General features: G+C 73.9%; 10 protein-coding genes. 3 read left to right on the top strand and 7 right to left on the bottom strand.

Going from position 1 to position 14423, the window contains the following annotated elements:
* Positions 1–167: 167 nt before the first annotated feature.
* Positions 168–1055: a phosphatase PAP2 family protein gene (locus ABZU43_RS22240; RefSeq protein WP_355008390.1), complete on the top strand. Its 888-nt coding sequence runs from the start codon at positions 168–170 to the stop codon at positions 1053–1055.
* Positions 1056–1091: 36 nt separating this feature from the next.
* Here the strand turns inward: ABZU43_RS22240 and ABZU43_RS22235 are convergent, their stop codons facing one another.
* Together ABZU43_RS22235 and ABZU43_RS22230 are read right to left on the bottom strand one after the other, a co-directional pair.
* Positions 1092–1955, bottom strand: coding sequence for a DUF1028 domain-containing protein (locus ABZU43_RS22235; protein ID WP_355008389.1), 864 nt, complete (start codon positions 1953–1955; stop codon positions 1092–1094).
* 47 nt (positions 1956–2002) lie between these two features.
* Entirely contained in the window at positions 2003–3223 is a 1221-nt protein-coding gene (locus tag ABZU43_RS22230; RefSeq protein ID WP_355008388.1) for a low temperature requirement protein A, read from the bottom strand.
* A 154-nt stretch (positions 3224–3377) separates the two neighbouring features.
* On the opposite strand from ABZU43_RS22230, the gene ABZU43_RS22225 reads away from it, so the two are divergent.
* Positions 3378–4361 carry an LLM class F420-dependent oxidoreductase gene (locus tag ABZU43_RS22225; protein ID WP_355008430.1) on the top strand — a complete coding sequence of 328 codons (984 nt, stop codon included), beginning with the start codon at positions 3378–3380 and terminating at the stop codon, positions 4359–4361.
* On the top strand, positions 4358–5149 hold the full coding sequence (locus tag ABZU43_RS22220; RefSeq protein WP_355008387.1) for an SDR family oxidoreductase: 792 nt from the start codon (positions 4358–4360) through the stop codon (positions 5147–5149). Before ABZU43_RS22225 ends, ABZU43_RS22220 begins: the two co-directional genes overlap by 4 nt.
* 4 nt (positions 5150–5153) lie before the next feature.
* Here ABZU43_RS22220 and ABZU43_RS22215 read toward each other — a convergent pair whose 3' ends face one another.
* From ABZU43_RS22215 to ABZU43_RS22195, 5 genes are all read right to left on the bottom strand, one after another.
* Positions 5154–5957 carry a class I SAM-dependent methyltransferase gene (locus tag ABZU43_RS22215; protein ID WP_355008386.1) on the bottom strand — a complete coding sequence of 268 codons (804 nt, stop codon included), beginning with the start codon at positions 5955–5957 and terminating at the stop codon, positions 5154–5156.
* A 144-nt stretch (positions 5958–6101) separates the two neighbouring features.
* The gene (locus ABZU43_RS22210) at positions 6102–8462 is read right to left on the bottom strand and encodes a transglutaminaseTgpA domain-containing protein (RefSeq protein WP_355008385.1); all 2361 of its coding nucleotides are present in this window, start codon (positions 8460–8462) and stop codon (positions 6102–6104) included.
* Positions 8456–9628, bottom strand: coding sequence for a DUF58 domain-containing protein (locus tag ABZU43_RS22205; RefSeq protein ID WP_355008384.1), 1173 nt, complete (start codon positions 9626–9628; stop codon positions 8456–8458). Before ABZU43_RS22205 ends, ABZU43_RS22210 begins: the two co-directional genes overlap by 7 nt.
* 14 nt (positions 9629–9642) lie before the next feature.
* The gene (locus tag ABZU43_RS22200; protein ID WP_355008383.1) at positions 9643–10638 is read right to left on the bottom strand and encodes a MoxR family ATPase; all 996 of its coding nucleotides are present in this window, start codon (positions 10636–10638) and stop codon (positions 9643–9645) included.
* A 27-nt stretch (positions 10639–10665) separates the two neighbouring features.
* On the bottom strand, positions 10666–13281 hold the full coding sequence (locus tag ABZU43_RS22195; protein ID WP_355008382.1) for a fibronectin type III domain-containing protein: 2616 nt from the start codon (positions 13279–13281) through the stop codon (positions 10666–10668).
* Between the last annotated feature and the right edge of the window lie 1142 nt (positions 13282–14423).

The following is a 14423-nucleotide window of genomic DNA, read 5'->3' as shown; positions in this document are numbered from 1 at the left end:
CCCCGCCGACCCCGGATCGTCGCCTTCACCCTGCTCCGGCCCGGGTTCGGTCGGGCCGCTGTCGCGCTCGGGTACTCCGCTCACCACCGCCTCCTCGCCTCCGGCACAACCTAACCGGCGAATGGTGGCGGGCCACCGGTCGGACCGCTGACACCTGCCGCTACGGTGTGCGGATGCGCGCGACGGCACGGGGTTGGACCGCGGTCTGGTTGGTCGTACTGGCCCTCGTCCAGGCGGCCGCCTTCCTCGCCGTGTGGCGGGTGGCCGTGCACTCCGAGATAGGTCAGTGGGTGGACACGGTCGCCCTCACCGGCAACCGGATCGGGCAGGACACCATCGACGGTCCCGTCGACAAGATCCTCAACGCGATGTCGGTGGTCTCGCTGCTGGCCGCCACCGCGACGATCGGGTTCATCGCGCTGATCCGGGGGCGGATCGCCCTGGCGATCACCGCGACCCTGCTGATCGCCGGAGCCAACGTCACCACCCAGTTGCTCAAGTACGGGCTGAACCGGCCCGACTACGGTGTCGACCCGGAGCGCGCCGCGGTGGGCAACAGCCTCCCGAGCGGGCACGCCACAGTGGCCGCCTCGGTGGCGGTCGCGCTGATGCTCGTGCTGCCGCGCAAGGTGCGAGCCGTCGGTGCCTTCATCGGTGCCGGGTACGCCGCCGTCGCCGGAGTCGCCACCCTCTCCGCCGGCTGGCACCGACCCAGCGACGCCGCCGCCGCGTACCTGGTGGTGGGTGTGTGGGCGGCGTTGGCCGGGTTGCTGCTGCTGGTCACCCAACGGGAGCAGGCCGAGATCGCCCCCGGCGACGCGCACCGGGTCGCGGCGCTCGTGCTCGGGCTCGGTGGTGCGCTCGCCCTGGTGGCCTGCGGGCTCGCCCTGTCCTGGTTGCTCGACCTGCGCGACATCGGGCCGGAGGAGCTGGCCCGCCGTCCCCTGTTCGTCGGGTACGCGGGCAGCGCCGCCGGGATCGCCGGCACGATGGCGGTGGTGATGGCGTTGGCGCTCACCGTCGTGCACCGGCTGGTGCCCCGGGTCAAGGGCTGAGCCAGCCGGCGTAGACACCTGGGCGGCGGAGCGGGGTCAGCTCGCGGCGCGGGGTGCGGGGACGTGCGGGGCGACACCGCGCAGATGGGTGAGCACCACCGGGTCGATGCGGCCCGGCACCAGCCGCTCCTCCAGGTTCTCCAACCCGGCCCAGGAGATCAACGCCGCTTCCGTGCCGTCTTCGTGCACCCTGTGGCCCAGCGCGCCGAGCAACGCCGCCACCTCGGCGGCGACCGCGCCGCTCAGGTCGAGCAGGGTGGCCGGGTCGGGTCGGCCGAACAGCATGGTGTGCACAGTGAGCAGCCGGCCCAGCTCGGCGACCGGGTCCGGGTGGTCGTCCACGCGCAGGTCGACCACCACATCGCTGGTGCCGCCGTACCCGCCGCCGCGCTCGACCACCAGCAGACCGGCGCTCTGCCGGCCCCGCCTGTCGCCGCCAGCCTCGTCGCCGGCCCGCAGCGCGGCGACGAGCCGCTCGGCGAACGGCAGCGCCGCTCCCGCCTGCCAGGCCGCGCCGAGAGCGTCGACGACCTCCGGCCCGGTGAGGATGTTGCCCTGTGCGGCCCAACCGTCGCCGGCCCGCCCGCCGGCCCACGGATGGCAGGCCGGCCCGGTCCAGGTGGCACCCGCACCGGTGGCCCCCACGACGCCGAGTTGGCGGTGCTCCCGCTCGGGGTCGGCGGCGATCAGCCCGGCCACCACGTCGGCCGGGGCCACCCCGGTGCGCAGCAGGGTGAGGCCCTGCGGGCGGTAGGCGAGGTTGACGTGGGCCTGGGTGGCCAGCGCACCGACCTCGGCGGCGGCGGCCGGGACCAACGCCCCGGCGGCGAGGAACTTGCTGGCGACGGCGACGCCGTGCAGGCGGCCGTCGGCAGAGCGGGCGACGAGGGAGAAGGTCACCGGCCGAGATTAGCCTTCCGCGCCGCAGTGACGCGGGCACGCGAGGCTCAGAACGGTGGCGCGGCGGCCTCCGGTGGGGCGCCGTAGGCCCGACGGGCGTCGGCCACCGCGACAGCGGCCAGCACCACCGCTCCGACCGCTGTCGCGGCCACCCCGGGCAGGTGCCGCAGCGGTACGGCCGACGCCAGCAGCACCAGGAGGGCGATCCACCGGGACGGGGAGACCCGTGCGAACACCTCGTACTCCAGGCGGGAACGCCCGGCCAGGAACAGGACCGGACCGCCGAGCACCATGACCAGCCACGGCCCGGGGATCCGCTCCAGCGGACTCTCGATGATCAGCTCGTATCCGACAGCAGTGGAAGCGAGACCGATCACCATCACCAGGTGGGTGTCGGCAGCGGAACGGCCGATGTTGGCGGGGTGCCGGGCCTTCATCACCGCCTCGCCCAGGATCCGCCCGGCCCGCTGCACGTAGATCCGCCACAGCATGATCGAGGTGGCCAGCGCCAGCGCGAACGCCCACGCGTGCCCGGTCTCGTACGGGCCCTTGCTGTACGCGAAACCGGCCACCAGGATCGTCTCGCCCAGCGCGACGAGGAAGAACTGCTGGTACCGCTCGGCCAGGTGCTCGCCGGCGATCTCCCACTTCGAGATTCTCGAGCGGCCCAGGCCGGGCACCGGCCAACCACAGCGGGCCGCCAGGTACTCGAACGCCAGCGCCGCCGACCAGAGCGCCACCTGCCCGTTGGTGCCCAGCATCGCGCCGCCGATCCAGAGCACCCCGCTCAGCGCGAAGATCACCGACATCCGCACCTTCAGCCGGCGGTACGGGTGCGGGCCCAGCGCGATCGACAGGATCACCGGCCGGGTCACCTGCGCGATCACGTACGCCACCGCGAACATCAGCGCGGTCTCGCTGAACGCCCGGGGGATCGCGACCCCCATCAGCATGCTGCACACCAATGCGGTGATCACCACGGTCTGCAACGGCACCCGGTAGGGGTCGTAGCGGCTGGTCGTCCACGCGGTGCCCTGCCAGACCGCCCAGAGCGCGAGCAGCAACAGCAGTGTCTTGCCGCTGCCGGTGACCGCCTCCCAGATGTACTTCCGACCCGACTCCTCGGTCAGGTCCTCGAACGCGCGCGCCGAGATCCGGGTGAGCGCGAAGACGAACACCAGATCGAAGAAGAGTTCCAGGAAGGTGGCCCGGCCCGGTGTGGCCGCCCCGGGGACCGGCTCCAGGTGTCCTGCCGCCCTGAAACCCATGGTCAGCGGCCTGCGCCGTCGGTCCGGTCCACCTCGAAGTGGTAGCACTTTCCACCGCCACGCACGGTCGGAAACCGGCGATTCTGCCCAACCCGGGGATCTTGCTCGGGCCCGCATGAACGGGCACGATCGACCGGTGACGAATCGATGGGGCATGACGGTGCCGCTGAGCGGGATCGCGCTGGCGCAGCACGACGCGGCCTACGCGGCCCTCGACCGGGCCGGGTTCACCGACGTCTGGTCGTCAGAGGTCGCCGGGACCGACGCGTTCACCCCGCTGGCGCTCGCCGCGGCCTGGCAGCCGGGGCTGCGGCTCGGCACCGCGATCACACCGGTCTTCACCCGAGGCCCCGGTCTGCTGGCGATGAGCGCGGCGGCGCTGGCCGAGGCCGCGCCGGGCCGGTTCTCGCTCGGCATCGGCGCGTCCTCACCCGTGCTCGTCCGGGACTGGAACGCCGTGCCGTTCGACGAGCCGTTCCGCCGCACCCGCGACGTGCTGCGGTTCCTGCGCGCCGCGCTGGCCGGCGAAACCGTCGACGAGGCCTACGACACGTTCACCATCCGCCGGTTCACGCTGGAAGCACCACCGGCGACGCCACCACCGATCCTGCTCGCCGCGCTGCGCCCGGGGATGCTCCGGCTGGCCGGCGCAGAAGCCGACGGGGTCATCCTCAACTGGCTCAGCGCCGACGACGTGCCGCGCGCCCTCGCCGAGCTGGGCGAGCGCCGCACCGGCTTCGAGGTCGCCGCCCGGATCTTCGTCTGCCCCACCGAGGACACCGCGTACGCCCGGGCGCTGGGCCGTCGGCTCATCACCAGCTACCTCACCGTCGGGGCGTACGCCGAGTTCCACCGTTGGCTCGGCCGCGACGAGACGCTCGCGCCCATGTGGGCGGCCTGGGCCGCCGGTGACCGGCGCGGGGCCAACGCGGCAGTACCCGACGAGGTGGTCGACGCGCTGGTGCTGCACGGTTCACCGGAGCGGTGCCGCGCCGAGGTGCGCCGCTACGCCGACAACGGGGTGGACGTACCGGTCATGGCGCTGCTGCCCACCCCCGAGGTCACCGCTGGCGGCGCGAGCGCGCTGCTCAGCCTCATCGCCCGCTTGGGCACCAACGTCGTGGAGGCGTCCGCGTGAACCTGACCGACCGGATCGTGGTGGTCACCGGCGGGGCCGGCGGCATCGGCGCGGCCCTGTCGCGCCGATTCGTCGCCGAGGGGGCCGCCGCCGTGGTGGTCGCCGACCTGGACGCCGACGCGGCCCGCGCGGTGGCCGAGGGCATCGGCCCGGTCGCGCACGCCCGCGCCCTCGACGTCACCGACGAGGAGCAGGTCCGCGCGCTGGTCGCCGACACCGAGCAACGGTACGGCCGGATCGACCTGTTCTGCGCCAACGCGGGGGTGACCACCGGCGGGGGAGTGGAGGTCGACGACGCCGGTTGGGACCGCGCCTGGCGGGTCAACGTGCTCGCTCACGTCTACTCGGCCCGCGCGGTGCTGCCCGGAATGCTCGCCCGGGGCGGCGGGTACCTGCTGCACACCTGCTCCGCGGCGGGTGTGCTGACGGCTGTGGGCGACGCCCCGTACACCGCGACGAAGCACGCCTCGGTGGGGTTCGCCGAGTGGCTGGCCATCACCTACCGGGACCGGGGCATCCGGGTCAGCGCACTCTGCCCACAGGGGGTGGACACCCCGATGCTCGCCGACGGGCTCGCCGACGCTCACCTGGGCGCCCGGGTGGTCGCCGCGTCCGGTGCGGTGCTCACCCCGGACCAGGTCGCCGACGCGGCCGTCGCCGGGCTGGCCGAGGAACGTTTCCTGATCCTGCCGCACCCCGAGGTCGCCGACTACGCGCGACGTCGCGCCGAGGACCCGGACGGCTGGCAGGCCGGCATGCGCAAACTCATCCGCCGGCTGACCACCTGACCCGTTACCGCGTGGGAACGCGCCCGACGGCCAGAAGGTGGGCGCTGGAGCTGATCAGCGCCGGCTCGCTGCTGTAGAGCCGGGCCAGGTCCAACGCCGCGGCGAAGACGACGTCCGGCGCCGGCCCGTTCGCCGCCGCCTCCGCCGCCGTCCAGGCCGGTCCCTCCACCCCGTGTACGACGACATCGGTCAGCCCCGCGGCCGCGCACTCGTCGGTGATCTCCTCGATCCGGTGGAAGTAGGCGTGGGTGAATCCGATCCGCGGATCGTTGACGCCGTCGCTCAGCAGCGCCCTGGCCTCGTCGAGCAGCCTCTCGTCGAGTCGTCCGGTGGCCGCGAAGTCCAACGGGCCGGCGAAGCGGGAGATGACGGCGGCCACGACGAGACCGCCGGGGCGGGTGACCCGGACCGCCTCGCTGAGGGCCTGTAGCCGGTCGGCGCGGCGTACCAGGTGGTAGAGCGGGCCCAGCAGCAGCGCGGCGTCATACCCGTCGTCGGCGTCGGGAAGCGCACGCGCGTCGCCAACCTGTGCCTCGACCGGAGGGTGCCCGTCGCGGGCCTGCGCGACGTGGCTGGGCACCAGGTCGACGAGGCGGACGTCGTAGCCGGCGTCGACGAGGGCCCGGGCGTACTCGCCGGTGCCCCCACCGATGTCCAGCACCCGGGCACCCGGACCGGGCAGGAGATCCCGCAGGAGCTGTGTCGTGCGGATCCATTCCAGTCGCGCCTGCGGGCGGGCGGTGAGCCGCTGGTCCTCGCGGTAGTGCTGCGTGTAGTAGTCGACGATGTCGCTCGAATGTTGATCCACGCTCTGATGCTGGTAGTTGGACACCCCCCGCGCCAACGTGTTTCCCGCCCCCCCCGGCCCCCCGGAGGGCCGTCCCTGACCCTGCCGCCGGTGATCAAGAAGTTCGTGTCAGAAGGAGGCCCGCTGCCGACGCAAAGCTCTTGATCACCGCGGGGAGCGGCGGGCGCGGCGCAGGGGAGTGGGGTGCACGGACCAGAGCAGGCGACGCCACCAGGGGCGGGTGGAGCGCAGGGTGGTCACGTAGGCGGTGGCCACCTCGGCGGCGCGAGCCGCCTGGTCGGGTGTTGCGGCGTCGGGGGCGAAGCCCACCCGGTTGAGCAGGGCCGCCAACTCGTCGACGGCCGGGCCGGACGGGTCCGCCGCCGCCGTGTCGCCGGTGGGCGCGACGGCGCCCGGGTCACCGACCGCGTCACCTCCGCTCCGAGCGAGACGGGCGTCGGCGAGGGTTTGGCGGGCGTGGCCGGCGACCTCGGTGGCGGCCAGGTCGTCGCCGACCGGTCTGCCGGCCAGCCGGAGCGCGTCGGTGACCTCCCGCCAGGCGCCGGCGATGCGCTGGCCGGGGTCGCCCCGCACGAGCCGGCTGCGGGTCAGCGAGCGGCGCATCGCCAGCAGGGTGAGCAGGAGCGCCCCCACCACCACCAGCAGCAGGCCGCCGCTGCCGCCGGCGACCAGCACCGGCATGGAGACCCCGTCGTTGCCGGGCGGGGCGTCGGCGGCGGCCGCCGGTTCCGGTGAGGCGCTGGGCTCGGCGGTCGGTGCCGGCGCCTCCGACGGGGGCGGGTCCTCCGGCGTCGGGCGGAAGTCCTCCTCCACCGGTCGGGGCTCGTTGTCGGGGCGGGGCAGCGGGTCGAACGACACCCAGCCCAGCCCGTCGAAGAGCACCTCCGGCCAGGCGTACGCGTCACCGGCCAGCACCGGCCCCTGCCCGCTGGTCCGGAAGCCCACCACCACCCGCGTGGGCAGCCCGGAGAGCCGGCCGAGGACCGCGAAGGCCGCCGCGAACTGCTCCGAGGTGCCCTCCTGCCCGCCGCCGTTGCGGGGCCCGAACAGGAAGAAACCCAGGTTCGGGTACGCGTGCCCGCTCGGCGCGTCCGCCACCACCCGGTAGTGCTCGGCCAGGAACTGCTCGATCGCCGACGCCCGCGCGAACGGGGCACCGTTCTCCTCGGCGAGCTGGGTGGCCAGCCGGCGCATCGGGTCGGGCACCCCGTCGGGGACCCGCAGCACCCGGGCCACCTCGTCGCCGGCGGGCACGTTCGCACTGGCCAACAGATTCTGGTCGGGGCGTTCCTCGGCGGAGGTCACCGCGTACCGCAGCCCCGGCGTCAACCCCTCCGGTCGGATCAGCGTCCCGCTCGCCGGGTCGTACGCCACCCGCGCCCCACTGACCTCCCGGGGTGTCGCCACGGCGGGCAGCAGCCGACCGCTCAACTCAGCCACGCTGATCTGCTGCCGGACCGTCCGCACTGTGCTGTCGCGGGCCACGGCAGCGGCCGGCAGGATCCGCCCGGCGTTGCGATACGTCGCGCCGACGCGCCAGGTCACCCCGTCGTAGTCGCTGAGCACCGCCAACCGGATCCGCACACTGCGCGCGGTGTCGGCTGCGGGATCGGCCTCCGGCGGGGGGCCGGCGGGCGGTGCCTCGGGGCGTTCCGTGCTCACGTCGAGGAGTTTCTGCTCCGGGTGCAGCGCCCAGCCGGAGATGCGGATCAGCGGGTTCTCGTCGAGTGTCTGCACCTGCGGCGGCTCCACGTACCGGCGCGGGTCCACCGGCCGGCCGTCGACCTGCTCGGCGACGACCGGGCCGAGCAACGCCACCAGCCCGACCACCAGTGCCACCCCGAGCGCCGCGCTGGTGGCCAGGCGCAGTCGCACCGCCGCGCGTACCCCGGGGGTCAGCTCGGCGCTCGGATCGCCGCCGCCCGCCGCGGTGCGGGTGGGGGTGGCCAGGCCGAGGGCCGCGACCGCGACGAACACCACTGTCGACCCCACCGCCGGTTCGGCGTTCGGGCCGACCACGTAGAGGGCGGCGGCGTAGAGCCCCGCCGCCGGCAGATAGCCCAGCAGCACCCGGCCGGTGCGCAGCGCCACCTCCGCGCCGGTAAGCCCGGCCAGCCAGGCGGCGACGACCGGCACCAGCACGGTGTCCGGGGTGGGCTCCACCGGGATCATCGCGGTGAGCAGCCGGGGGATGCCGTTGCGGGCGGCGTCCGCGCTGACCTCCAGCAGGCCGCCCGGCAACTCGGCGCGGGTGGCGGCCAGTCGCAGTGACCACAGTGTCCAGCCGGCCATCGCGGCCACCGACACCGGTGCCACCAACCAGGACGGCAGCCGCCGGGCGGCCACGCTGACCAGCACCGAACCCCCCGCCGCGCCGATCACCAGCCAGGTCAGCAGGTTGCCCGCGTACACCCGGCCGAGCACCACCCCGGCGAGCGCCGTCAGCCCGATCAGGGCCAGCGGCAGGACCGCCGCCCGCAGCACCCGCACGGCGAGCGTCACCACCGGCGTACCCCGTCCCACTCGGCGGCGAACTGCGCGCCGTCGGCCGCGTCGACGACCACGAGACCCGCGGTGCCCGGCGGCGTCGGCTCGGCCGCGCCGAACACCGCGACCACCACCGACGGGTACGCCCCGCGCAGCGCCCCGAGGTGCCCCAACTCGTCGCGGCCACCGGGCCCGGTCAGGAAGATCAGCGTGTCGCCGAGCCGGTCCTGCCGCAGTCGGGTGGTGGCCGCCCGCACCGCGTCACCGTCGTCGGACAGGCCGGCGGCGGCGAGCCGGTCCAGTGGCCCGAGCGCCCCGCCGGCCTCGCCGTCGAGTGTCGTGGCCTCGGCGGGCTCGGCGGCGACCATGAGCAGCAGCACCGGCAGGTCCGCGCGGTGCGCGGCGGTGACGACCGACGCCGCCGCCTCGCAGGCCGACTCGAACGACTCCGCCACCCCGCCGACCCGCTGCGGGTGCGCGACGGAACGGTTGTCCAGCAGGACGACCAGGCGCGGCAGGCTGGTGTCCACGTTCTCCCGCACCATCAGCTCACCCACCCGGGCGCTGGTGCGCCAGTGCACCCGGCGCAAGTCGTCGCCGACCACGTACTCCCGCAGCGAGTCGAACGTGATCGACCCGTGCGGGACGCCGTCCACCCGACCGTCGAGGCTGCGGCCCGCGCCTCTGGGCACGGCCGTCAGCGGATGGATCCGGGGGTGCACCCAGACCGGCACCGCCGCACCGTACGGGCGGGCCAGCGCCACCAACCCCAGCGGATCCCGGCGGGTCACCCGCAGTGGCCCGACCGGCACCACCCCACGACGGTCGGTCGGCACGTCGTAGCGGACCTCGGTGTCCCGACCGGGTCGCAGGCGCAGCACCGGCACCGGCACGCTCCGCTGGCCGCACCGGTCCTCGGCCAGCAGGTTCGCCGAGCGCAGCCGCCCGGTGTTGCGCACTGTCAACGCCATGCTCGCCGGGTCGCCACGCGCCACCCGGTCCGGGTCCGCACGGCGGGTCACCGTCAGCCGGGGCCGCCAGGCCGCGACCAGCGCGGCGTAGCCGACGGCCGCGCCGGCCGCCGCGCCGAGCAACGTCAACTCGGGGTACGCGAACCGGAAACCCGCCCCCAGCAGCACCACGGCGGCGACGAGCAGCCCGACCCCACGGGCGGTGATTCCCATCGCGCTGCTGCCGGTCAGCCCTGCACCGGAGCGGGTTGCCCCGACGGCAGCGGCACCGGCACCGAGGCGACGGCCTGGCGCAGCACCTCCGCGGGGGTCATCCCGCGCACCTGAGCGTCCGGGGTGAGCAGCAGCCGGTGGGCGAAGACCGCCTCGGCGAGCGCCTTCAGATCCTCCGGCATGATCCAGCCCCGCCCGTCGATCAGCGCGTACGCGCACGCCGCACGGGTCAACGCGATCACGCCCCGGGGGCTGACGCCGACGCGCACCTGCGGATGGGTGCGGGTGGCAGCGGCCAACCGGACCGCATACGAGTAGAGCGGCTCCGCGATGTGCACCCGGCGGGCCATCCGGACCATCTCGCCGACGGTGGCGGTGTCGGTGACCGGGGCGAGCGCCTCGGGGGACCGCACCGTCGCGCCGCGCAGCACCTCCACCTCGACGGCCTCGTCCGGGTAGCCGACGGAGAGCTTCACCAGGAAACGGTCCAACTGCGCCTCGGGCAGCCGGTAGGTGCCGTCCATCTCCACCGGGTTCTGGGTGGCGACCACCAGGAACGGCGACGGCACCGGGTGCCGGACCCCGTCCACAGTGACAGTGCGTTCCTCCATCACCTCCAGCAGCGCCGACTGGGTCTTCGGCGACGCCCGGTTGATCTCGTCGGCGATGACGATGTTGGCGAAGACCGGCCCCGGATGGAACTCGAAGTCCCGGGTCGCCTGGTTGAAGATCGTCACGCCGGACACGTCCGAGGGGAGCAGGTCGGGCGTGAACTGAATGCGCCGCCACTCACCCTTGACCGTGGCGGCGATGGCCCGTGCCAGGGTCGTCTTACCGACCCCGGGCACGTCCTCCAGCAGCACGTGACCCTGGGCGAAGAGCGCGGTCAGCGCCAGCCGCACCACCTGCGGTTTGCCGAGCACCACAGCGTTGACGTTCTCGGCCAGCCGGGCGGCCAGAGCGGCGAAGCCCTGCACCTCCGGCTGAGTGAGCGGCTCGTGGGTGTTCACGGTCGGTGGTGCTCCTCGCCTGGTGGTTCAGCAGGTGGGCAGGACCTTGATGTCATCGCCGCCCTCCAGGTTGAGCCAGGCCCAGGGGATGTAGTTCTTCCCCTTGAACTCGACCTGCACCCACCAGTTGCTCTGCTTCTGGTTGTTGTAGATCCACGAGTCGACGTTCTCGCCCGACTTCTTGCAGTACGCCTTCAGCCGGGTGCCGGGTTTCGCCCAGCCGGCCTGCTGGTCGTTGTCCTGCCGGGTGACCTTGAAGACCTCGTTGCCGTTGCGGCCGTCAACTTCCTTGTCGCAATAGGTCCGTTGGTCACCGTCTGGTCCGTTGTTGCAGGTCGCGATGCCGAACAGCGCCTGGGTGGCCTGCGCCTTCTTCGCGGTGCCCTTGCCGGCGGCGTTGCTCGCGGTCACCGTGAACGTGTAGGTGGTGCCCGGCGTCAGGCCCGTCATCGTGATGCTGGAGCACGCCCCGGCCTTCGCCGGTTCGCCAGTCGTGGTCAGCGTGCAGGTGGCCTGACCGCCACCGGCGTCCACTGTGAACGTGACAGTCGCCCCGGTGGCCGTCGACGACGACCCGGTCACCGTGACCCGTGGCTCGGCCACCGTGCGGGCGGTGGCGGTGGCCTCCGGGCCCGGCCCCGCCTCGTTGACCGCCTTCACCTTCACCGTGACGTTCTGGCCGTTGCCCAGCCCGGTGACGGTCGTGCGGGTGTCGGTCACCTCGCTGACCCGCCCACCGACGTCCACCAGGTACTTCGTCACCGGCCGACCGTTGGCCTCGGCCGGCGCCCACTGCACCGTCACCGCGCCCGGCTGGTTGGCTACCGTGCCGGCGCGCAGGTCGAGCGGCCGACCGGGCGCCGCGAACGGCACCACTGTGTTGCTGACCGGCGACGCCGCCGACCCGGCGCCCTTGCTGTTGACCGCCACCACCGTGAACGCGTACTGGGTGCCGAACTCCAGGTCACCGGCGGGCACCACCAGCTCCGTCCTGGTCGACTCACCGGCCGGCGCGTTCGTCCCCGCCGAACTGGCCGTCACCGCGTACCTCGCGATGGTGTTGCCCTGCCCGTTCGCCGCCGGCCACTTGACGAGCACCGTGCCGTCCGGCCGTTCCTGCGCCGTGACGCTCGCGGGTGGGTCGGGCACCGCCGCCGTCGGCGTCACCGGGTTGCTGTTGCGCGGCGGGCCGTCGCCCTTGGCGTTGACGGCGTGCACAGCGAACCGGTACGTCTCGCCGTTGGTCAGACCCTTGACCTCCACCGCCCGCTGGTTCGCGCCCACCTCCAGGCGTTGCCCGGCGCCCTGCACCACGTACTTGATGATCTCTGCGCCGTTGGCGGCGGCCGGGCGCCAACTCACCCGCGCCTGGGCGTTGCCGGCGGCGGCGGTGACGCTGCGCGGCGCGCTCGGCTTGCCCACCCGCGGCTTCTTCGGCGGAGGCGGCGGCGGGGGAACCGGCGGCGGGTCACCGCCGAGCACGTCGTTGGCGTACTTGTTGACCTCGCGCACCTGGTGCTTGTCGTCCACCACCCGGGCGGTCGCCGAGTCGGGGGAGTTGATGAACAGGTGGTTCTCCCGGACCTCCAGCTCCAGCGGCCCGTTGGCCCGCCCACGGATGGTCTCGACCAGCTGGCCCGCCGCGTCGAAGGAGTAGATGGTGCCGGTGGCCTCGTCGGCGCAGTAGACCCGGTTCGCCCAGGCCACCGCCGGGCTGAGCCGGTCCCCCTCACCCGGCACGGTGAACGCGCTCTCCTGCCCACCGTCACCCACCAGCAGCACCCGCCGGTCGGCGGTCACCGTGACCGGCACCCGTGGGCCGCTGGTGCGCGCGGGCAGCGCCGCCGGGCCGGACAGCGTCAGCGCCGTCGGGTGCACCTCCCCGCGCTGCACCCGCACCAGCTTTCCGGCAGTCCGGTCGAGCACCGCCACCCCGTCGTCCAGGGTGGAGACCACCAGCTCGTGGCTGGCGTCGGCGACGTCGTACGACTCGACCCGCTGCGGGCTGAGCCCGGCGCTGGCTGTCGCCGGCGCGGACGGCAGCTTGGCCGCGGTGATCGCCGAGACCGTGCCCTGGCTGGGCACCGCGATCCAGAGTCGACCCTTACCGTCGAAGGTGCCGCCCGTGATGCCCGGCGGATAGCGCACCGGCTCGCCGACCGGGGTCAACGATCGCGGGTCGAGCTGCCGGACGATGCCCTGCACGGCGTCGACGACGAACGCCGCGTCCTCGTGCAGGGCCACACTGACGCCCAGGCCGGGGGTGGTCCGGGTGGTCGCGCTGAGCTGGAGGGTGGCCAGATCCAGGGAACTGACCTGCCCGCTCTGAAGGTCCCGCAGGATCAGCAGCCGGTCGGTCTGGGTGATCTGCATCCGATGCTGCCGGGCACCCGGGATCTCCGTGCGGGTGTCCACCCGGGCGGTGACCCCGTTGACCCGGGCCAGCTCGCTGCGCGCCGTGCTCCACAGCCAGGAACTCGCGTCGTAGTTGGCCACCGCGTTGTCCGCCGCGCCCAACCCGAGGACGGTCAGCCCCATGGCGGCCAACAGCGCCGCCACCGTGCCGACGGTCACCAGCCCTCCGCGCAGCCGGGACCGGGAGCGGGGGGCCTCGGACTGTACGGCGTCGTCGATGCTGGCCACAGCCGGCTGCCTCCCCTGAGTCGTGGCAGGTGGCGCGCCTTCCGGCGACCCCTCCCCTGAGCCGGGTGCCATCATATGGCGCTGGTGGTGGCGGGGGAACCCGCACCGTCACCCCTGTGGATACCGAGAGTGTGCGTTGTGGACGTCCAGCTCAGCCCGGTTCCCGCTCGACTCGGCGCGGTTTCGGCGCGACTCAGCGCGGCGACGCCCGGCCGGAGGGCTCCCCGCTCGACGTGGCTCCGCGCTCCCGCGCGGTGCAAACCTGTCCGGAAGTCGCAAAGCTGTCAGTGGAGTAGACCGCCAACACGGTGAAACAGTGATCCACTCGGGAGTTCAACCCGTTGACCGTGTAGCTGGTCCGGCCCGGGTCCACGGTGGCCATCACGCCCAGGGCCTGCCCGGCCCGACCCGCGGCGACCATGAACGGCACCGCGCCGCCGGTCGGGTCCGTCCAGGTCAACGTGATAGTGGTCGAATCGTCCCGCAGCTTGAGATCGCCCGGCGGAAGCCCAGCCGCCGTCGGTGCCGCCGCCGTCGGCGCGGTACCGGTCGGCGGCGGATCGTCGCGGGTCAGCATCACCACACCCAGGCCCGCCACCGCCACGACGGCCACCCCGGCCGCCACGACCGCGCCGACCAGCGCCGCCCGGTTGCGGCCCGTCGACCCACTGTCATCGGCGTACGCCGGCCGGTACGCGTCCGGAACCGGGTGGTACTGCTGACCCGGGTACGGCGTCTGGTGCTGGTGCTGGTCCTGTGCCGGGTACGGCGTCTGGGGCGGCTGGTGGTGGTACTGCTGAACCGGCGGCGGTGCGGCTGGCGGTGCCAGCGCCGGGTCGGCGCCGACGGACGGGGGCCAAGCCGGCTGCGCAGCGGGGCTCGGCTGCGCGGCGATGGGGCCTGCCTCAGCGATGCCCGGGTTCGCCTGGGTGCCTTCTCGGTGAGTTGGCGCGGCGGTGGGATGCGGTTGGGCGGCCGTGAGGTTCGCCTGTGCGGCGGCGGGGTTCGCCTGTGCGGCGGCGGGCCAGCCCGGACTGGTGTCCACCCCGGCCGGGCCGCGCTGCGACGGTACGGACGGCAACACCACGGTCTGGTCGGACAGCGCACCAGGAACCCGCTGAGTCGGCGTCACCGGGGCGTCG

The organism is Micromonospora sp. NPDC005205, assembly GCF_040608275.1.
In the GTDB taxonomy this organism is placed as follows: Bacteria; Actinomycetota; Actinomycetes; order Mycobacteriales; family Micromonosporaceae; genus Micromonospora.
This window is presented reverse-complemented; position numbering and strand designations above follow the sequence as displayed.

What these genes read in the sequence shown, in the direction of transcription:
- ABZU43_RS22205 (WP_355008384.1), bottom strand. Translation starts at nt 9,628, where the DNA reads ATGGGAATCACCGCCCGTGGGGTCGGGCTGCTCGTCGCCGCCGTGGTG.
- ABZU43_RS22230 (WP_355008388.1), bottom strand. Translation starts at nt 3,223, where the DNA reads ATGGGTTTCAGGGCGGCAGGACACCTGGAGCCGGTCCCCGGGGCGGCC.
- ABZU43_RS22225 (WP_355008430.1), top strand. Translation starts at nt 3,378, where the DNA reads ATGACGGTGCCGCTGAGCGGGATCGCGCTGGCGCAGCACGACGCGGCC.